This window comes from Nocardia sp. NPDC087230, from assembly GCF_044744725.1.
Taxonomy (GTDB): Bacteria; Actinomycetota; Actinomycetes; order Mycobacteriales; family Mycobacteriaceae; genus Nocardia; species Nocardia canadensis.
In genome coordinates, this window is the sequence record NZ_JBIUYV010000009.1 from 228,322 (window position 1) to 247,243 (window position 18,922).

The window sequence follows — 18,922 nt, forward strand, 5'->3', positions numbered from 1 at the left end:
CATGAGGCAGTTTCGGGTCTGGGCGCCGGAGGCGGGGGCGGTGCGGCTGCAACTGGACGGGGTGACCCATGCGATGCGGCGCAATGGCGGCGGACGCTGGTCGGTCACCGTCGACGCAGGTCAGGGCGCCCGCTACGGGTTCCTGATCGACGACGATCCGACCGTGCTGCCCGACCCGCGCTCCCCGCGCCAACCCGACGGAGTGCACGAGCCCTCCGCCGTGCACGACCTGGACCCGGCGGCCTGGACCGACCGGAACTGGACCGGCAGACAGCTGGCCGGTTCGGTGTTCTACGAACTGCACATCGGCACCTTCACCCCGGACGGCACCTTCGACGCGGCGATCGACCGGCTCGACCACCTGGTCGCGCTGGGCGTCACCACGGTCGAGCTGATGCCGGTCAACGCCTTCGACGGCACCCACAACTGGGGCTACGACGGCGTGCTCTGGTACGCGGTGCAGGAGAGCTACGGCGGTCCCGACGGCCTGCAACGCTTCGTCGACGCCTGCCACGCGCGCAGCCTGGCGGTCTGCCTGGACGTGGTCTACAACCATCTCGGCCCCTCCGGCAACTACCTGCCCCGCTTCGGCCCCTACCTCACCTCGGGGCGCAATACCTGGGGCGAGAGCCTGAACCTGGACGGTCCCGGCTCCGACGCGGTCCGCCGCCACATCATCGACAACGCCCTGCGCTGGCTGCGCGACTTCCACATCGACGCGCTGCGCATCGATGCCGTGCACGCGCTGGTCGACCGCACCGCGACCCACCTGCTCGAGGAACTCGTCGTCGAAACCACCGCGCTGTCGGCGCATCTGGGCCGCCCGCTGAGCCTGATCGCCGAAAGCGACCTCAACGACCCTCGCCTGATCACGCCGCGCGCGGCGGGCGGCTACGGCCTGACCGGCCAGTGGAACGACGACCTGCACCACGCCGTGCACACGGCCGTGTCCGGTGAACGGCAGGGCTACTACGCCGATTTCGGCTCGCTGGCCTGCCTGGCCCAGACCCTCACCCACGGGTTCTTCCACGCCGGCACGTATTCCAGCTTCCGCGGCCGCACCCACGGCACGCCGATCCCGCGCGCGCTGATCCCCGGCAGCGCCCTGCTCGGCTACACCTGCACCCACGACCAGATCGGCAACCGGGCCGTCGGCGACCGCCCGAGCGCCTATCTCACCCCGGGACAGCTGGCGGTGAAGGCGGCGCTGGTGCTGCTCTCGGCGAGCACGCCGATGCTGTTCATGGGCGAGGAATGGGGTGCGCGCACCCCGTTCCAGTTCTTCACCTCGCACACCGACCCGGTCGTCGGCGCGGCCACCGCGGCCGGCCGCCGGGCCGAATTCGCCGAGCACGGCTGGTCCACCGACGAGGTGCCCTACCCGCAGGACCCGGACACCTTCCTCCGCTCCAAGCTGGACTGGACCGAACCGACCAGGGAACCGCATGCCCGGCTGCTCGCCTGCTATCGCGCGCTGCTCGCTCTGCGCAGGAGCAGGTCCGAGTTCACCGACCCCTGGCTGGAACGGGTCTGGGCCGACTACGACGAGGCGAATCGCTGGTTCGTGCTGCGGCGCGGCCGGATCTCGGTGGTCTGCAACCTGTCCGAGGACGAGGCGGTGATCCCGGTGCACGGCCGGGTGCTGCTCGCCTGGGCGCCCGCGACCGAATCCGGTGCGGGAACGCTCATCTCGGGGCACAGTTTCGCCGTGCTGGAAGAGGGCGACGGCGCGGGGACCGTGGTCACCGACTGATCCGCGCAGAGCACGGCTCGGCTACGGTCGCCGGTAGACCGTTGCCCAAGCGAACAGACGTCCGTACGGTTGAACGATGAGCAACGACGCTTATGGGCAGGACAGCGCTGCCCTCCCGGCCGGTGTGGGCGGTCACGCCGCAGCCGGATTCGGTCCGCTGGTGCGCGCTTTCGCCACCTTGATCGGCCATCGCCGCAGCGCGGGCGGCGCCATCGCGATCTATCGGCACGGCGAACCCCTGGCCCATCTGTGGACCGGCAGCGCGGGGGACCGGCCGTGGACCGCCGACACCGCGCCCATCGTGTTCTCCGCGACCAAGGGCGTCACCGCCACCGTCATCCACCGGCTCGCCGATCGCGGCCTGATCGACTACCAGGCGCCGGTCGCCGAGTACTGGCCGCGCTTCGCCGCGCGGGGCAAGGGCGCGATCACCGTCGCCGACCTGCTCACCCATCGGGCGGGCCTGTCGTCGCTGCCCGCGATCGCGACCACCGCCGCCGAATCCCTCGACCACGAGCTCATGGAGGACCGGCTCGCGCTGGCCACCCCCGACCGGCTGCTCGGCATCCCGACTTACCACGCGCTGACCTACGGCTGGCTGCTGGCCGGGCTGGCCAGGGCCGTCACCGGGCAGAGCATGAGCACGCTCATCCGCAGCGAGGTCACCGACCCGCTCGGCATCGACGGCATCCACCTCGGCCGCCCAGCCGTCGGATCGTCCACGGAATACGCCCGGCTGGCGGGCGCGCACCTGAGCGTGGCGGGCCACCCGATCGCCGCCGCTTTCCTCGACCGGATCGGTCAGCGGTTTCCCGGCCCGCTCGGCGCGGCGGCCCGCTGCCTGTTCGTGCCCGGGCTCGACGGCATCCTCGACGGTGACGAGCCGGCCATCCTCGATTCCGAGATGCCCGCGGGCAACGGTGTGTGCACCGCGCCGGGCCTGGCCAGGATGTACTCCGCGCTGGCCGACGGACTCACCGTCGACGGCAGGCCGTTCCTGGCGCCCGGGACCCACCGGACGATCCGGCGGGTACAGACCTACCGCCTCGACCACGCCCTGTTCTACTTCCCGATGATGTGGCACCTCGGCTATCACTCGATGCCGGTACCCGGCGCGCGCAACGCCTTCGGCCACATCGGGCTCGGCGGGTCCTTCGGCTGGGTCGACCCGCAGTCGGGCCTGTCGGTGGCCTTCGTGCACAACCGCCTCGACCAGGGTCTGCTGCCCTACGACCAGCTCGCGATGAGCTGGCTGCTGCCGCTGGCCGTGGCGGGCGCACGCTCGTCCCGGTCGGCCGCGCAGCGCCTGGACCGCGCCGCGGCGTAGTCCGGGGCTGTCGCGTCCGGACTAGGTGAGGTAGCGGTACGCGGGAGAACCCGGTTCCAGGCGCTCGGCCTGGATCGGGGACTCCTCGATGCGGTGCAGCAGCGACGCCAGATCGTCGGTGGCGCCGAGCTCGATACCGACCAGCGCGGCCCCGGTCTCCCGGTTGTTGCGCTTGACGTACTCGAACATGGTGATGTCGTCGTCGGGGCCGAGGACGTCGTCGAGGAAGCGGCGCAGCGCGCCGGGTTCCTGCGGGAAGTCGACGAGGAAGTAGTGCTTGAGACCCCGGTGCACCAGCGAGCGCTCGATGATCTCGCCGTAGCGGGAGACATCGTTGTTGCCGCCGGACACCAGCACGACCACCGTCGATCCCGGCTCGATCTCGATCTCGGCCAGCGCCGCCGTGGCCAGCGCGCCCGCGGGCTCGGCGATGATGCCCTCGCTCTGGTACAGGTCGAGCATCGCGGTGCAGATCGCGCCCTCGTCGACCTGCATCATCCGGAAAGAGGCGGTGCCGGTGGGGGATTCGGTGGTGGTGAGCAGCGGCAGCGAGGCATGCGAGACCACCCGGCCACCGAACGAGGACGCCGCCTGATACGGCAGGTTGCCGATGCGGCGCACGGCCGCGCCGTCGACGAACGGGTCGATCTCGGGCAGCGTGACCGGACCGCCCGCCACCAGTGCGGCGGTCATCGAGGCCGCGCCCGCGGGCTCGACGCCGAGCAGACCGGCCTGCGGCGCGCGTTCGCGCAGATAGGTGCCGATGCCGGCGAGGCAGCCGCCACCACCGACCGGGACGATGACCAGGTCGGGCGCGGTGCCCAGCTGCTCGAGGAATTCCGCGGCGATGGTGCCCTGACCGGCGGCGGTGCGCGGGTCGTCGAACGGCGGCACCATGGTCGCGCCGGTGCGGGCCACATCGTCGGCGGCGGCCGCGGCGGCCGCGTCGTAGGTCTCGCCGACGGCGATCAGCTCGACGAACTCGCCGCCGTGCACGCGGATGCGATCGCGCTTCTGCTTCGGGGTGGTGGTCGGCACGTAGATGCGCCCGCGCACGCCCATGGCCTGACAGGCGAAGGCCACGCCCTGAGCGTGATTGCCCGCGCTGGCCGCGACCACACCGGCCGCGCGCTCGGCGGCGGTGAGCTGGACCATCAGGTTGTAGGCGCCGCGCAGCTTGTACGAGCGCACCGCGGTGAGGTCTTCGCGCTTGAGGTAGACCTGCGCACCGGTGCTCGCCGACAGCCGCGCGGAGTATTGCAGCGGTGTCGGCTCGATGATGTCGGAAATTCGCTTGGCGGCGGCGTCGATCTCGTCCGCGGTCAGCGGCGGACGGGTTACGGACACTTCGGCGACGTCAGCGATGGGGGACACCCGGTAAATGCTACCGAGGGGCTCGAGCGCTGCGAGAGCGCGCCTCCCGTCGCCGGACCAGCCGCGATGACGGGCCCGGCGACGCGGCGTCAGCGCGGGGTGAGGACGAAGACGGGGATCTGGCGATCGGTCTTCTTCTGGTACTCGGCGTAGTCCGGCCACACCGCCACGGCGCGGTCCCACCACAGCGCCTTCTCGTCACCGAAGACCTCGCGAGCGGTGTAGTCCTTGGTGACGGTGCCGTCGCGCAGTTCGACGTGCGGCTCGGCCTTGATGTTGAAGTACCAGACCGGGTGCTTGGGCGCGCCGCCCAGCGAGGCGACGACGGCGTACTCGCCGTCGTGCTCGACGCGCATCAGCGGGGTCTTGCGGAGTTTGCCGGTCTTGGCGCCCTTGGTGGTCAGCAGAATGACGGGCTTGCCCTGCAGTGAGGTGCCCTCGGCTCCGCCGGAGTTCTCGTAGGTCTCGGCCTGGGTACGGGCCCAGTCCGAAGTGCTCGGTGCGTACTCTCCAGTCAGTGGCATGACCTGGACAACGACCGTGCGCGGTGTGATGTTCCCGACAGGTCCGGCCAGGAAAGTTCGGTGGCCCGAACTTCGATGTCCGCCTATCCTGTGTGCATGGCAGTGGTCACCCCATCGGCAGCATCCGCGACGGTCGACATCGCGGGCAGTGCGTGGCCGGTCTACAAGCTCGAGGCGCTGGTCGCCGGGCTCGTCGTCGGTGCCCTGCTGCTGCTGATCCTCGGTTCGGCCCAGTCCGCCGTGCTCGCCGCGGCCGCCGTCGCCGCGCTGCGCTGGTCGGTCGGTGCCGCCAGGGCGCACTCACTCCGCTAGGTCGAGTTCGCGCAGCTCTCCGCGTGAGAGCACCCCCAATTTCGGATACGCCTTGTACAGGTGATGCCCGACCGTGCGGTGACTCAGCAACAGGCGCGCCGCGATCTCCCGGTTCGACAGGCCCTGCGCGGCCAGCCGCACGATCTGTGACTCCTGCGGGGTGAGCACGCTGAGCGGGCCCGCCGCGGGGCGCGCGGCGGCGCCGACGCCGAGCGCGGCCAGTTCGGCGCGGGTGCGTTCCCGCCACGGTCCGGCCTCGAGCCGGTCGAACAGCTCCAGCGCCTGTTCCAGCTGGGTGCGCGCGTCGACCTTGCGCTTGTCGCGGCGCAGCCATTCGCCGTAGAGCAGCCGGGTACGGGCCTCGTCGAACGGCCGCTGGGCCGTGAGCGCGGCCAGGAAGTGCTCTTCGGCGTCGGCGCCCTCGGCGAGCATCGCCGCGCCCCTGGCGGCCCCGGCCGCGATCCATGCCTGACCGGTTCGCCGCGACCACGCGCCGAGCTGTTCCTGCGCCGCGACGGCCCGGTCGGTGTCGCCGAGCCGGGCCGCCACCTCCACCTGATCGACCAGGGTGCGCAATCCGCTGACGTGATGCCGGGCCGGTTCGACGGTCATATGGTCCAGTTCGGCCTGCGCCTGATCCAGCCTGCCCTGGCCGAGGGCGAGCAGCGCCAGCGCCGCGTGCGCCCAGGGCGCGCCCACGGACTGTGTCCCGCCGAACTCCTCGGCGACCGCGCGATCGGCGTAGGCGCGGCAGGACTCCTCGTCCCCGCGCAGCGCGGCCCCGTAGGCCAGGAAGGCGGTGAGCTGGCTGATCCACTGCGGCTGACCGATGTCCTCGGCGATCCGCAGCCCTTCCCCGGCGGCGATCCGGCTCTCGCCGGGGCGGCCACCGAACAGCTCGGCCTCGGCGCGGAAGAACAGCAGGGGCGCCAGCAGCGCGATCCGGCCCTGCTCCCTGGCTTCGCCGATGAGGACCTCGGCCAGCTCGCCGACCTGGTCGTCCTGGCCGACGACGAGCCCACTGCCGCACAGCTGGACGAGGTCGGCGGGACTGTCGGCGCCGTTGGCGCGGGCCGCCTCCGCCGCCACCCGCAGGTCGACCGTGCGCCGCCCGGCCACCGCGCCGGTCAGGTAGCGCACGATCGGGGTGACCGGATCGTCGGCGTCCAGGCACAGCGTGGCCAGCAACGCGGCGACCTCGTCCAGCTCGGCGGGACCGAGATACCAGGCGGTATGCACCGCCCTGGTGACGATGCGCGCCGCCGAGCGCGGATCGGTCTCCCGCGCCGCCACCGCCATCAGGCGCCGATGCGCGGACCCCGGCTTGCCCGCGGCGAATTCGGCCTGCGCGCGCACCAGCTCGAGGCGCGCCTCGAACGCGTCGTCGGTCGACATCGCCGCGGCGCGCTCGGCCAGCCGCGCGGCCTGCTCGGTGAGCCCGGCCTCGGTGGCGGTCTCGGCGGCCAGGACGAGTAGGCGCAACCGGGCGTCGGAGTCGGCGCTGAGTGCCGCGGCCCGGTCGTAGGCGGCGACCGCGCCGTGGAATCCGTTGCGGCGCCTGGCCCGGTCGGCGGTGTGCTCGAGCGCGGTGGCCGCCGCCTCGTCGGGACCGGTCGCGGCGCAGGCGAGATGCCAGGCGCGCAGGTCCGCGCTGTCGGCGTCGTCGAGCGCGGTGGCGAGCGCGCGGTGGGCGGCCAGGCGTTCGGTGAGCGCCGACCCCTGGTAGACCGCGGCGCGGGAGAGCGGGTGACGCCAGGTCAATACCTGCCCGTCGGTGCGCACCAGGTCGGCGTCCTGGGCCGGCTGCAGATCGTCGAGGCCCGCGCCGAGGCTCGCGGCGGCGCGCAGCACCGGCGCCAGATCCTCGGCGCCGGCGGCCGCGGCGATCAGCAGGATCGTCCGGGTTCCCGCGGGCAGGCGGGCGACCCGGCCGTGGAAGGCCAGCTGGAGCCGCTGGGTCAACGGCAGCGGATTCGGATTCTCGGCGCTCTCCGCCGCAGCCGGAAGTTCCAGCAGGGCAAGGGGATTGCCACCCGACTCGGCGAGCAGACGATAGCGGGTGGTGGGCGAGAGCCGGGTCGGGCCCGCGTCGAGCAGGGCCGCGGCGGCGTCGGCGCGGAGGCCGGACAGCGCCAGTTCCGGCAGCCCCGGCGCGGGGAAATCGTCGGGGCCGGACCGGGTGGCGAACAGGATCACCACGCCTTCGGCGTCGAGTCTGCGGGCGGCGAACAGCAGGGTTTGCGCCGTCGCCGGGTCCAGCCAGTGCGCGTCGTCGATCAGGACCAGCAGGGGTCCCTCGGCCGCTTCCTCGGCCAGCAGGGTGAGCACGGCCAGGCCGATCAGCATCGGGTCCGCGGGCGCGCCGTCGCCCAGTCCGAACGCGGCGTCCATCGCGTCGCGCTGTCGTGGCGGCAGCTGCCGCACCAGTTCCATCGCCGGCCGCACCAGCAGATGCAGTGCCGCGAACGGCAATTCGGCCTCGGACTCGATACCGGCGCTGCGGATCGCCGGAATGCCCTGCGCGGCCGCATAATCCAGCAGGGCCGACTTGCCGATCCCCGCCTCGCCCCGCAGGACCAGCGCCCCGCTGCGCCCGGCCCGCGCGCCCGCGAGCAGGTCATCGATCGTGGCCTGTTCGGGTTCGCGTCCGTGCAGCATGCGCACCACGGTAGCGCCGTACCGGTACCGGCGGTATCTCCGTCGCCGGAAGTACCTATAGACGACTGATTCGACCTACCCCCGGCGCGCCATAACGTAGGTGTCATCGCAGGAACAACCCGCGAAACACCAGCTCACAGCATATTTCGGAGGTCGAGATGAACACCGTCGTCGCGCAGTACCTGGAGGCCTGGAACACCCGTGAGCCCGGCGCCCGTCGCGCCGCGGTCGCCCGCCTGTTCACCCCCGAGGCCCGCTACGTCGACCCGCTGGTCGCCGTCACCGGCCACGCCGAACTCGAGGCCGCCATCGCCGGCGTGCAGACCCAGTTCCCCGACTGGACCTTCCGCCTGGCCGGCCCGGTCGACGCCCACCACGACCAGGTGCGTTTCACCTGGGGCCTCGGCCCCGCCGAGGGCGAGCCCGTGGTGATCGGCTTCGACGTCGCCGTCCTCGCCGACGGCCGCATCGACAGCGTCTACGGCTTCCTCGACCGAGTACCCGCCTCCGCCTGACACCCCTTCCCAGCCAAGGAGATCCGCCATGACCACCGCCACCGTCTCGTCTCGCCTGTCCACCCTGCTCACCCCGGGCGAGCCGCTGCTGCTGCTCTCGCTGCGCCTCGACGCCGTCGTCACCACGGTCAACGGCGTCGCCTACCTCGCCCTGGCTCCGCTGCTGGAACGGCTGCTCGGCCTCGACTCCCGGGCTGGCCTCGCGATCGGCGCCTTCCTCACCGCCTACGGTCTCGCGGTCGCGGTGGTCGGGCGGAGGTCTCCGGTGTCACGGACCGGGGCGGCGGCGGTCGCGATCGGCAACGCGACCTGGGTCGTCGCGAGCCTGGTCGCCGTGGTCACCGGCGTCCTCGGGCTGACCGTGGCGGGCGCGGTGTGGGGGGTGCTGCAAGCGGTCACGGTCGGCGCCTTCGCGGCACTGCAGTACCGCGGCCTGCGCGGCACCGGCCACTGACAGCGACCCCGAAACGCGCGGCCACGACCATCGTGGCCGCGCGTTTCGCGCGGCGTACCGTCATCGATATGGCCGTCCCCGACGAGCAGCTGCCATCCTTCCGCGCCGACGCCGCCGGTGCGGCCGACGACCTGCTGGTGACCCTGCTGGATCGGCAGGCCGAGCTGTCCGGCGTGGTCCGCATGCGGCGCTGGGTCATGGACGTCCTCGCGCCGCAGCCCGGGGAAACCGCCCTCGACATCGGTTCCGGCACCGGCTCGGAGGTCCTGGCCTTCGCCGCACGGGTGGGCCCGCGCGGCCGTGCCGTCGGGGTCGACGCCAACCCGGCCATGGCGGCGGTCGCCCGCGATCGGGCGCGCGGCACCGCCGCCGAGTTCGTCGAGGGCACCGCCGCCGCGCTCCCGCTGCCGGACGGCTCCGTCGATGTGGTCCGCTGCGAACGGGTCTTCCAGCACCTCGACGACCCCGCCGCCGCCACCGCCGAGATCGCCCGGGTGCTGCGCCCCGGCGGCCGGGTATGTCTGATCGACAGCGACTGGTACACCGCTATCCTGCACCCCGGCGACCCAGCTGTCGTCGCCGCGCTGGCGGAGCTGATGCGGGCGACCACCGCCAACCCGGGCTCCGGCCGGCTCCTGCGCGGGCTGCTGGTGCGGGCGGGATTCGTCGTCGACGATCAGGCCGCGACCGCGGTGATCTGGGACGCGGAGACCGCGACACCGCTGGTCGGGCAGATGGTGGCCACCGGCCGCGCCGCCGGGGTGATCACCGCCGACCAGGCCGAGGAGCTGACCGCCGCGGTCGCGCACGGCGTCGCGACCGGCGACTACCACCTGTCGGTCACGATGTTCGCGGTGCTCGCCCACCGGCCGTGACGTCGGCTCAGCGCACCAGCAGGGCCACCGGCAGCCGGGTGAACAGCTTGTCCAGCCGGACGCTGCCCGCGAACGTGGTGCCGGTGAGCCGATCGATCCAATTGCCTTCCGGCAGATGCAGAGTGGTGTCGAGCCAGCCGGTCGCGGCCAGCCCGACCGAGTGCCTGGTCGCGGCCACGATCACCTCCGGCGCCTCGCCCGCGGGCCCGCGCCCGAAGGCGACCAGCCGCTGCGCGTGCTCGCCGACCGCATAGAGCGGGCGGTACATCCCGCCGACGAAGCACTCCGGCCGTTCCCTGCGCAACCACAGCGCGTAGGCGACCACCCACATCTTCGCCGCCCCCGTGGTGTCCAATGTCGGCGGCTCGGTGAGGGATTGGAGCAGCCCGGCGCGCACGGCGAAGTTCACCGGGCGGCGGTTGTCCGGGTCGACGAGGGAGTCCTCCCACAGTTCGGTGCCCTGATAGATGTCCGGGATACCGGGCCCGCACAGCTGTAACAGCTTCTGCGCCACCGCGTCCGACCACGCGTGCGGGGCCAGCTCGTGGGCCAGATCGCCGATGCCGGTACCGACGGGGCCGTCGATCACCGCGTCCAGCCAGTGGTGCACCGCCGACTCGAACTCCGCGTCCGGTTCCTCCCAGGAGGTCTTGGTCCCGGCCTCGCGAATCGACTTCTCCGCGAACAGATGCAGGCGATCACGCAGTCCCGGCACCGACGAGGCGGGCCGCCCGTCGGCGGGCCAGACCCCGAACATGTTCTGCAGCAGGAACAGTGCTGTCGCGCCGTCGGGCGCGGGCGTGGTCTCCAGCCAGCCGCGCACCCGCTGCGACCAGACCTCGGCCACCTGCGACAGCACCCCGATCCGGGCGCGCACGTCCTCGCCGCGCTTGGTGTCGTGGGTCGACAGCGTCGTCATGGTCGCCGGCCAGCGCTGCGACCGTTCGCTGTTGGACAGGTGGAAGTCGTTGACGGAGTGCCCGAAGCGCGCCGGATTGCCGCCCACCTCCTGCAACGACACCAGCCGCGCGCCCTGATAGAACATGGTGTCCTCGACCGACTTGGCGGTGATCGCGCCACACACCTGGGAGAACCGCGTCGCCGCCTCGCCACCCACCGACAGCGCGGTCACCAGTACCGATAGCGGCACCGTCAGTTCGGCATTGCGTTTTTCCACCTCGGCGACGACCGCGGCAGTGATCCCGGCCAGCGGCGCGTAGTCCACCCGGTACACCGGCATGAACGCCAGCACCTCGATGGTCGCGTTGCTCACGGCGAGGGTGTCGAAGCTGCCCGCGTTGCCGTCGCGCTTGATCGCGGCGACCAGCCGCCGGATCTCGGGCGCCAGAATGGTTTCCGCGACGGCGCGCTTGATCCGGTGCTCGGTCTCGCCGAACCAGGCCCGGTCGCTGCCGTGCCCGGCGACGTGCTGGGACAGCTCGGTCAGCGCGGTCTCACCCGCGGGATCGATCAGGACGCCGCCGAGATCGGCGAGCGCGTCGTAGCCGGTGGTGCCGTCGACCGGCAGCGTCGCGTCGAGCGGTTCCCGGTTGGCCAGGATCTTCTCCACCAGCAGCAGCCGCTGCGGGCCGATCAGCCTGCGCAGCCGGGTCAGATAGGCGCTCGGATGCGACAGGCCGTCGGGATGGTCCACCCGCACACCGTCGATGAGATCGTGTTCGCACCAGGCGGCCAGCTCGCGGTGGGTCGCCTCGAAGACCTCGGGATCCTCCTGCCGGATCGCGGCCAGACTGCTCACCGCGAAGAACCGGCGGTAGGTGCACACGCCGGCCTTCCAGCTCACCAGCCGGTAGTGCTGGCGATCGTGGATGCGCAGCGCGTTGTCGCCGTCGGTGCCCGGTGCGATCGGGAACCGCAGATCGTGCAGCGCGAGCATGGGTTCGGGGCCGGATCGGTCGACGGTCAGCGCTGCCGGGTCGTTCTCGCTCTGCAGCACCGGCAGCGCGAGCCGCCCGCCTGCCCCGTTGCCCGGACTCCAATCGATGTCGAAGTACTTCGCGTACTTGGACTGCTGCCCGTCGCGCAGCACATCCCACCACCACGGGTTCTGTCGCGGATCGGCCACGCCGACGTGATTGGGCACCAGGTCGACGATCAACCCCATCCCGCGACTGCGCACCTCGTCCGAGAGCGCCTTGAGCCCGGTCGGCCCGCCCAGCGCCGCCGACACCGTCGTCGGATCGGTGACGTCGTAGCCGTGCGTCGAGCCGTGCCCGGCGGTCAGGATCGGCGACAGATACAGATGCGAGACCCCCAGTTGCTGCAGGTATTCGGCGATGGCCCGGGCATCGGCGAAGGTGAGCGCGTCCGGCCGCAGCTGCAGCCGGTAGGTGCTGCGCACCGTGCTCGGCCGGATGGGCGCGCGGTGCAGCAGGGTCAGCGGATCGGTCACGTAGGTCTCGGTCATCGTTTCGGCTAGGCGGTTCGGCGCAGGACGAGCAGGCAGCGGCTGGGGACGGGCAGGGACGCGGCCGCGGGGTGGGCCCCGTCGGCCGCTCCGGTGGGGGTCGAACAATCCAGGGCCAGTGTCCATTCGGCACCGAACTCCGGTCCTGGCAGCACGAAATCGAGCGCTTCGTCGTGCGCATTGAAGCACAGCAGGAACGAGTCGTCGCTGATGCGTTCGCCGCGCGGTCCCGGCTCCGGAATGCCGTCTCCGTCGAGCAGCACCGCCAGGGACTTGCCGAAGCCGCTGTGCCAGTCGTCGGTGGTCATCTCCGCGCCCGCCGGGGTGAACCAGGCGATCTCGCGGTTGCGGCCCGCGCCGTCACCCGGGCCCGCGGCCAGGAAGCGGCGCCGCCGGAAGATCGGGTGCTGCGTGCGCAGGGCGATCACCGAGCGGGTGAACTCGAGCAGGTCGGCGTTGGTCTGTGCCAGCGACCAGTCCATCCACGACAGCGGCGAATCCTGGCAGTAAACATTGTTGTTGCCGAGCTGGGTGCGCCCGATCTCGTCGCCGTGGGCCAGCATCGGCGTGCCCTGGCTCAGGATCAGCGTGGCCAGCAGGTTGCGCTGCTGGCGTGCCCGCAGTTCCAGGATCGCCGGATCGTCGGTCGGCCCCTCGACACCGCAGTTCCACGACCGGTTGTGGCTCTCGCCGTCACGGTTGTCCTCGCCGTTGGCGTCGTTGTGTTTCTCGTTGTAGGACACCAGGTCCCGCAGCGTGAAGCCGTCGTGCGCGGTGACGAAGTTGATGCTGGCGCTCGGGCGGCGGCCGGTCGACTCGTACAGATCCGAGGAACCGGTGAGCCGATAGGCGAACTCGCCCAGTGTCGCCGGCTCGCCGCGCCAGTAGTCGCGCACGGTGTCGCGGTACTTGCCGTTCCACTCGGTCCACAGACTCGGGAAGTTGCCGACCTGATAGCCGCCCTCGCCGACGTCCCAGGGTTCGGCGATGAGCTTGACCTGACTCACCACCGGATCCTGGTGCACCAGGTCGAAGAACGCGGAAAGCCGGTCCACGTCGTGCAATTCGCGCGCCAGCGTGGCGGCCAGATCGAACCGGAAGCCGTCGACGTGCATGTCCAGGATCCAGTAGCGCAGCGAGTCCATGATCAGCTGCAGGGTGTGTGGATGCCGCACATTGAGACTGTTGCCGGTGCCGGTGTAGTCCTTGTAGTGCGCCGGATCGGTCTCGTCGAGCCGATAGTAGGCGGCGTTGTCGATGCCGCGCAGACTCAGCGTCGGCCCCAGGTGATTGCCCTCGCCGGTGTGGTTGTAGACCACGTCGAGGATCACCTCGATGCCCTCGGCGTGCATCGCGCGCACCAGCGCCTTGAACTCGGCGACCGCGGCGTCACCGCGCGGGCGGGCCGAGTACTGGTTGTGCGGGGCGAGATAGCCGATGCTGTTGTAGCCCCAGTAGTTGCGCAGTCCCTGATCGGTCAGCACGTGATCGTGGAAGAACTGGTGCACCGGCATGAGCTCGATCGCGGTGACGCCCAGGCTCTTCAGATGCCCGATGATCGCCGGATGCGCCAGGCCCGCGTACGTGCCGCGCAGTTCCTCCGGGACGTCGGGGTGGGTCATCGTCATGCCCTTGACGTGCGCCTCGTAGATCACCGTCTCGTGATAGGGGCGGTTCGGCGGTCGGTCGGCGCCCCAGTCGAAGAACGGGTTGATCACCACGCCGGTCATGGTGTGGCCCAGCGAATCCAGGCCGTAGGTGTAGAGCGACGGGTCGTTGACGAACTGCCCGTCGAAGGCCTTCCCGTACGGATCGAGCAGCAGTTTGCTCGGATCGCAGCGCAGGCCCAGCTCGGGTTCGTACGGTCCGTGGACGCGGAAGCCGTAGCGCTGACCCGGGGTGATCGCGGGGAGATAGGCGTGCCAGACGTAACCGTCGACCTCGTCGAGTTCGACCCTGGTCTCGGCGCCGTCCTTGGCGATCAGGCTCAGTTCCACCTTGGTGGCGACCTCGGAGAACACCGAGAAATTCGTCCCCGCGCCGTCGTAGGTGGCGCCCAGCGGATACGCGGTGCCCGGCCACACGCCCAGTGGGGTCACCTCACCGGATCGGTCGTTCGGGCTCGACATGCTACGACAGTAGAGGAATCCGGTCCCCGCCCGCGCGCGGTGCGCGTGGGTGCTTCGTCACCCCTGGTCAACGCGCATCGGCCGCACTCGCGGCTGCGAGCAGCCGCCTGGCGTAGCCGGTGCGCCGGGCCAGCGCGGCCAGGCCGCCGAAGATCAGCCGCTGCAACGGCGCGGGTGGGCCGGCCAGATACCCGTCCTGATACTCCCAGAGCAGCCCGAGAGCGAGCGGATTGCGGGGCAGTCCGCTCGCGGTGGTCCGGCCGGTGTTGTCCAGGCCGGTCCAGAACGCGAACATCTCCCAGTGCTGCAACGGCGGGCGGATCACGTGGTCCATGACGGTGTCCTCGGCCTCGTTCCAGAACTCGTGTACGGACCGCGGCGGCGCCGTGACCGTGTCGCCCGGGCCGGCGACGATCTCCGTGCCGTCGATGCGGAACCGGACGCGGCCGACGCGGACGGTCCAGGTCTCACCGATTTCTGGATGCCAGTGCGGACCCGCCTGCCTGCCGCGTTGGGGGAGGACGTGCTCGAGCCGCAGATAGGCGCCCTCGAGGTCGGCTCCACGGTCGACGAGCCTCGTCCAGGCCGCCGATGCCGTCGAGCGTGAGCTGGACCGCGAGCTGCGCGCGGAACTCGGCCCTGAGCTGCGGCCCGCGCACTACGCCGTATTCCGGTATCTGGAACCGGCCGGCACCCGGGTCACCGCGCTCGCCGATGCGGCGGGCATAACCCAGCAGTCGATGGGCGAGCTCGTCACCCACTTGGAGCGGTGCGGCTATGTCGAACGTCGCCCCGACCCCGCAGACGGCCGGGCGCGCCTGGTCGTTGCCACCGCGGCGGGCGGCACGGCGCTCGCGGTGGCGGGCGAGTGTCTCCGCCGGATCGAGGCGGCGATCTCGGCCGAACTCGGTGGAGCCGCGCTGGCCGAGGTTCGGGCCGCGCTGGCGCGCATTCCCGCGGCGATCGCCGTTCGGCCCGTCGAACCCGTCACGCGAGTGCTAACTTGAACGGTGTTCAAGGCCGTCGGCGACGGCACCGGGCGACGACGAGGAAACCTGTGGACCTGACCCCCGAGCAGATCAGCGCCCTCGATGCCGAGCACGTCTGGCATCCCTACGGCGGCTTTCCCGCGACCACCGAACCGCTGGTCGTCGCGAGCGCGGCGGGCACCAGGCTGACGCTGGCCGACGGCCGCGAGCTGGTCGACGGGATGAGTTCCTGGTGGGCGGCGGTGCACGGCTACCGGCACCCGGTGCTCGACGCCGCCCTGCTCGCGCAGTCGCGGCGGATGAGTCACGTCATGTTCGGCGGCCTCACCCACGAACCGGCCACCCGGCTCACCCAGCTGCTCGTCGAGCTCACGCCGCCCGGCCTGGAGAAGGTCTTCCTCTGTGACTCCGGCTCGGTCTCGGTCGAGGTCGCGGCGAAGATGTGCCTGCAGTACTGGCGCGGCGTCGGTGCGCCGGGCAAGCACCGGCTGCTCACCTGGCGCGGCGGCTACCACGGCGACACCTTCACCCCGATGAGCGTGTGCGACCCCGACGGCGGCATGCACGCGCTGTGGACCGATGTCCTCACCGAGCAGGTCTTCGTCCCCGCCCCGCCGGCGACCTTCGAGGCCGACTACGTCGCCGAGCTCGAGCGGGCCGTCGCGGAACATCGCGACGAGCTGGCCGCGGTGATCGTCGAACCGGTGGTCCAGGGCGCGGGCGGGATGCGCTGGCACGACCCGCGCTACCTCACCGAGCTGCGCCGGATCTGCGACGAGAACGAGGTGCTGCTGGTCTTCGACGAGATCGCCACCGGATTCGGCCGCACCGGCGAACTGTTCGCCGCCGACCACGTCGGCGTCGCCCCGGACGTGATGTGTGTCGGCAAGGCGCTGACCGGCGGCTATCTCACCCTCGCCGCCACGCTGTGCACCGCGCGCATCGCCGAGACGATCAGCACCGCGCACGGCGGGCTCATGCACGGACCCACCTTCATGGGCAATCCGCTGGCCTGCGCCGTCGCGATCGCCTCGATCGAACTGCTGCGATCGCGGGACTGGCGCGGTGAGGTCGCCCGGATCGAAGCCGAGTTGCGCGAAGGCCTGGCGCCGCTCGCCGGGCTGCCGGGCGTCGCCGAGGTGCGGGTGCTGGGGGCGATCGGCGTCGTCGAACTCGACGCGCCCGTCGACATGCGGGCCGCCACCGACGCGGCCGTCGCCGCGGGAGCGTGGCTGCGCCCGTTCCGCACGCTCGTCTACACGATGCCGCCGTTCATCAGCACCACCGAGGACATCGCCACCATCACCGGCGCCGTCCGTGCCGCGGTGAAGGCGACCCTCGGATGACGGCGCGACCGCACCGCCTGAACGGCGTTCAAGTAAGCTCCTCAGCTGTGAGTACGGATCCGTTGAGCTGGTTGGATGAGCGCGCGGCCGAGCGGGTCGACGCCGGGCTGCGCAGGCATGTGCGGCCGCGGCCCGCCGAGTCGTCCGCGATCGACCTCGCGTCCAACGACTACCTCGGCCTGGTTCGCCATCCCGAGGTCGTCGAGGGCGCCATCGCGGCCGTGCGTCGCTGGGGCGCCGGGTCCACCGGCTCCCGCCTCGTCACCGGGACGACCGCCGAACACGCCCAGCTCGAAGCCGAGCTGGCCGAATTCGTCGGTGCCGAAACCGGGTTGGTGTTCGCCTCCGGCTATGCCGCCAACCTCGGCGCGGTGACCGCGCTGGCCGGTCGCGGCACCCTCGTCGTTTCCGACGCAGGCAGCCACGCCTCCCTGGTCGACGCGTGCAGGCTCTCGCGGGCCAGGGTGGAGATCGCCCCGCACCGTGACGTCGACGCCGTCGAACGCCTGCTCGCCGAACGCTGTGAGGAGCGCGCGCTGGTCCTCACCGACTCCGTCTTCAGCGCCGACGGCGACCTCGCTCCGCTCGCCGACCTGCACCGGGTGTGCCGGGCGAACGGCGCGGTCCTGATCGTCGACGAAGCGCACGGACTCGGCGTGCGCGGCGCGGGCGGTCGGGGGCTGGTGCACGAGAGCGGCCTGGCGGGCGAACCCGACCTGGTGATCACCGCGACCCTGTCCAAGGCCCTGGCCGCCCAAGGCGGCGTCGTCCTGGCCGATGCGCGCATCCGCGCCCACCTCATCGATGCCGCCCGCACGTTCATCTTCGACACCGGACTGGCCCCCGCCGCGGTGGGCGCGGCCCGCGCGGCCCTCGGACTGCTGCGCCGCGACCCCGCGATAGCGGCGCGGGTGCTCGACCGTGCGGCCGATATCGCCCGCATCGCCGGGGTGCCCGAACCGGACTCCGCGGTCGTGTCGGTCGTCCTGGGCGACGCCCAGCTCGCCTTCGACGCCGCGCAGGCCTGCCGCGCCCGCGGCCTCGATGTCGGCTGCTTCCGTCCGCCGTCGGTCCCCGAGGGCACCTCCCGCCTGCGGCTGACCGCCCGCGCGAACCTCACCCCCGCCGAACTCGGCACCATCGCCGAGGTACTCGGCGACGTGCTCGCCGCCGCCCGCGGCAAGGAACCGGTGACCGCATGAGCCTCCTGCTGATCAGCGGCACCTCCACCGACGTCGGCAAGACCGTCGCCACCGCGGCCGCGGCCGCCGCCGCCCGAGCCGCGGGCCGCTCGGTCGCGGTGTGCAAACCCGCCCAGACCGGCATCGCTCCCGGCGCACCCGGCGACCTCGCCGAGGTCACCCGCCTGTCCGGGGTGACCCGCACCGTCGAGCTCGCCCGCTACCCGGAACCCCTCGCGCCCGACACCGCCGCCCGCCGTGCGGGTATGCCGCTGCTGTCGCTCGGTGACACCGTCGCCGCCGTCGACGCGCTGAGCGACGCCGACCTGGTCCTGGTCGAGGGCGCGGGCGGCCTGCTCGTGCGGATGGGGGAGTTCACCCTCCTGGACCTGGCGCGCAAACTCGGCGCCCCCGTGCTCGTCGTGGCCGCCGCCGGCCTCGGCACCCTCAACCACAGCGAACTCACCACGCGCACCCTGGCCGCCGCCGGCGTGCCCTGCGCCGGCGTGGTCATCGGTTCCTGGCCGGCCGAGCCCGACCTCGCCTCGCAGTGCAATCGCGACGATCTGCCGCGCGTCACCGAGACCCGGTTGCTCGGCGCGATCCCCGCCGGTGCCGGGCAGTGGGACCGCGCGCGGTTCACCGCGGCCGCCCCGAGCTGGTTCCCCGCCGACTGGCGCCCCTGAGCGCGCGCCGATGATCACCGCGCGGCGAAGAAACCCCCGCTGACCAGCCGATTTGACTTCATGATCGGCGATGCGTAACTTAATTCGAGTCAGAGCGACACGGACACCGACCCGGTGCCGATCTGCTGAGCCTCTCGAGGCTGGCGGGCGGTGCAGGGAAACGAGGTAGGACGATGAGCGCCTGACTGATCATGTGTGCGGGCTCACTGTTCGCCGGACTTGCTTCGGTGGATCGCCTGCGCTAAAGTTTGAACCCTTGCCCTGACTGAAGCCCCGACGAAATGTTGCGGGTGGATGCTTGTGCGTGTGTTCTTTGAGAACTCAATAGTGTGTCGATGAATGTCAGTGCCAATATTATTATTGGTTCCGGC

The 18,922-nt window shown here is 71.6% G+C and carries 16 protein-coding genes; 10 read left to right on the forward strand and 6 right to left on the reverse strand.

The genetic code is table 11. The features are described 5' to 3' along the window. Position 1 precedes the first annotated feature (1 nt). Positions 2–1,753 (forward strand): malto-oligosyltrehalose trehalohydrolase, encoded by a 1,752-nt coding sequence (treZ, locus tag ACIO52_RS26595; RefSeq protein ID WP_402647662.1) that lies wholly within the window; start codon positions 2–4, stop codon positions 1,751–1,753. Between the two features lie 76 nt (positions 1,754–1,829). After that, positions 1,830–3,080, forward strand: coding sequence for a serine hydrolase domain-containing protein (locus tag ACIO52_RS26600; RefSeq protein ID WP_402647665.1), 1,251 nt, complete (start codon positions 1,830–1,832; stop codon positions 3,078–3,080). 21 nt (positions 3,081–3,101) lie between these two features. Here the strand turns inward: ACIO52_RS26600 and ilvA are convergent, their stop codons facing one another. Both ilvA and ACIO52_RS26610 read right to left on the reverse strand, forming a co-directional pair. Then, positions 3,102–4,454, reverse strand: coding sequence for a threonine ammonia-lyase IlvA (gene ilvA, locus ACIO52_RS26605; protein WP_218720659.1), 1,353 nt, complete (start codon positions 4,452–4,454; stop codon positions 3,102–3,104). 89 nt (positions 4,455–4,543) lie between these two features. Further along, positions 4,544–4,978 (reverse strand): nitroreductase family deazaflavin-dependent oxidoreductase, encoded by a 435-nt coding sequence (locus ACIO52_RS26610; protein ID WP_218720660.1) that lies wholly within the window; start codon positions 4,976–4,978, stop codon positions 4,544–4,546. Positions 4,979–5,074: 96 nt separating this feature from the next. Between ACIO52_RS26610 and ACIO52_RS26615 the strand changes: the two genes are divergently transcribed. After that, positions 5,075–5,290, forward strand: coding sequence for a hypothetical protein (locus ACIO52_RS26615; RefSeq protein WP_189034831.1), 216 nt, complete (start codon positions 5,075–5,077; stop codon positions 5,288–5,290). Here ACIO52_RS26615 and ACIO52_RS26620 read toward each other — a convergent pair. Then, positions 5,279–7,948 carry an AAA family ATPase gene (locus ACIO52_RS26620; protein WP_402647670.1) on the reverse strand — a complete coding sequence of 890 codons (2,670 nt, stop codon included), beginning with the start codon at positions 7,946–7,948 and terminating at the stop codon, positions 5,279–5,281. The two genes, ACIO52_RS26615 and ACIO52_RS26620, sit on opposite strands and share 12 nt — an antisense overlap. A 158-nt stretch (positions 7,949–8,106) precedes the next feature. Here ACIO52_RS26620 and ACIO52_RS26625 point away from each other — a divergent pair, with 158 nt between their 5' ends. The 3 genes from ACIO52_RS26625 to ACIO52_RS26635 all read left to right on the forward strand — a co-directional run bounded on the left by ACIO52_RS26625 (position 8,107) and on the right by ACIO52_RS26635 (position 9,792). Beyond that, the gene (locus ACIO52_RS26625; protein WP_218720662.1) at positions 8,107–8,463 is read left to right on the forward strand and encodes a nuclear transport factor 2 family protein; all 357 of its coding nucleotides are present in this window, start codon (positions 8,107–8,109) and stop codon (positions 8,461–8,463) included. A gap of 28 nt (positions 8,464–8,491) precedes the next feature. Continuing rightward, positions 8,492–8,917 (forward strand): hypothetical protein, encoded by a 426-nt coding sequence (locus tag ACIO52_RS26630; protein ID WP_342802369.1) that lies wholly within the window; start codon positions 8,492–8,494, stop codon positions 8,915–8,917. 68 nt (positions 8,918–8,985) lie between these two features. Beyond that, the gene (locus ACIO52_RS26635; protein ID WP_402647673.1) at positions 8,986–9,792 is read left to right on the forward strand and encodes a methyltransferase domain-containing protein; all 807 of its coding nucleotides are present in this window, start codon (positions 8,986–8,988) and stop codon (positions 9,790–9,792) included. 7 nt (positions 9,793–9,799) lie between these two features. Here ACIO52_RS26635 and treY read toward each other — a convergent pair whose 3' ends face one another. The 3 genes from treY to ACIO52_RS26650 form a co-directional block, all read right to left on the reverse strand. Beyond that, on the reverse strand, positions 9,800–12,220 hold the full coding sequence (treY, locus tag ACIO52_RS26640) for a malto-oligosyltrehalose synthase (protein WP_218720665.1): 2,421 nt from the start codon (positions 12,218–12,220) through the stop codon (positions 9,800–9,802). A gap of 8 nt (positions 12,221–12,228) precedes the next feature. Next, complete coding sequence (gene glgX / locus ACIO52_RS26645; protein ID WP_316573221.1) at positions 12,229–14,349, reverse strand: glycogen debranching protein GlgX; 2,121 nt, start codon at positions 14,347–14,349, stop codon at positions 12,229–12,231. 67 nt (positions 14,350–14,416) lie between these two features. Next, positions 14,417–14,887, reverse strand: a complete 471-nt coding sequence (locus ACIO52_RS26650) for a cupin domain-containing protein (protein ID WP_316573250.1) — start codon at positions 14,885–14,887, stop codon at positions 14,417–14,419. Positions 14,888–14,993: 106 nt separating this feature from the next. Here ACIO52_RS26650 and ACIO52_RS26655 point away from each other — a divergent pair, with 106 nt between their 5' ends. The 4 genes from ACIO52_RS26655 to bioD are packed head-to-tail and all read left to right on the forward strand — an operon-like array spanning position 14,994 to position 18,551. Continuing rightward, positions 14,994–15,356, forward strand: coding sequence for a helix-turn-helix domain-containing protein (locus ACIO52_RS26655; protein ID WP_316573251.1), 363 nt, complete (start codon positions 14,994–14,996; stop codon positions 15,354–15,356). A gap of 50 nt (positions 15,357–15,406) precedes the next feature. Beyond that, complete coding sequence (locus ACIO52_RS26660) at positions 15,407–16,684, forward strand: adenosylmethionine--8-amino-7-oxononanoate transaminase (protein ID WP_402647678.1); 1,278 nt, start codon at positions 15,407–15,409, stop codon at positions 16,682–16,684. 47 nt (positions 16,685–16,731) lie between these two features. Further along, positions 16,732–17,886, forward strand: coding sequence for an 8-amino-7-oxononanoate synthase (locus ACIO52_RS26665; RefSeq protein ID WP_402647681.1), 1,155 nt, complete (start codon positions 16,732–16,734; stop codon positions 17,884–17,886). After that, entirely contained in the window at positions 17,883–18,551 is a 669-nt protein-coding gene (bioD, locus tag ACIO52_RS26670) for a dethiobiotin synthase (RefSeq protein WP_402647684.1), read from the forward strand. Before ACIO52_RS26665 ends, bioD begins: the two co-directional genes overlap by 4 nt. The last annotated feature ends 371 nt before the right edge of the window (positions 18,552–18,922 follow it).

Excerpts from the sequence above, each read along its gene's own strand:
- ACIO52_RS26620 (WP_402647670.1), bottom strand. The coding sequence starts at position 7,948 with ATGCTGCACGGACGCGAACCCGAACAGGCCACGATCGATGACCTGCTC.
- ACIO52_RS26615 (WP_189034831.1), top strand. The coding sequence starts at position 5,075 with ATGGCAGTGGTCACCCCATCGGCAGCATCCGCGACGGTCGACATCGCG.
- ACIO52_RS26600 (WP_402647665.1), top strand. The coding sequence starts at position 1,830 with ATGAGCAACGACGCTTATGGGCAGGACAGCGCTGCCCTCCCGGCCGGT.
- treY (WP_218720665.1), bottom strand. The coding sequence starts at position 12,220 with ATGACCGAGACCTACGTGACCGATCCGCTGACCCTGCTGCACCGCGCG.
- ACIO52_RS26625 (WP_218720662.1), top strand. The coding sequence starts at position 8,107 with ATGAACACCGTCGTCGCGCAGTACCTGGAGGCCTGGAACACCCGTGAG.
- glgX (WP_316573221.1), bottom strand. The coding sequence starts at position 14,349 with ATGTCGAGCCCGAACGACCGATCCGGTGAGGTGACCCCACTGGGCGTG.
- ACIO52_RS26610 (WP_218720660.1), bottom strand. The coding sequence starts at position 4,978 with ATGCCACTGACTGGAGAGTACGCACCGAGCACTTCGGACTGGGCCCGT.
- ACIO52_RS26635 (WP_402647673.1), top strand. The coding sequence starts at position 8,986 with ATGGCCGTCCCCGACGAGCAGCTGCCATCCTTCCGCGCCGACGCCGCC.
- bioD (WP_402647684.1), top strand. The coding sequence starts at position 17,883 with ATGAGCCTCCTGCTGATCAGCGGCACCTCCACCGACGTCGGCAAGACC.
- ACIO52_RS26630 (WP_342802369.1), top strand. The coding sequence starts at position 8,492 with ATGACCACCGCCACCGTCTCGTCTCGCCTGTCCACCCTGCTCACCCCG.
- treZ (WP_402647662.1), top strand. The coding sequence starts at position 2 with ATGAGGCAGTTTCGGGTCTGGGCGCCGGAGGCGGGGGCGGTGCGGCTG.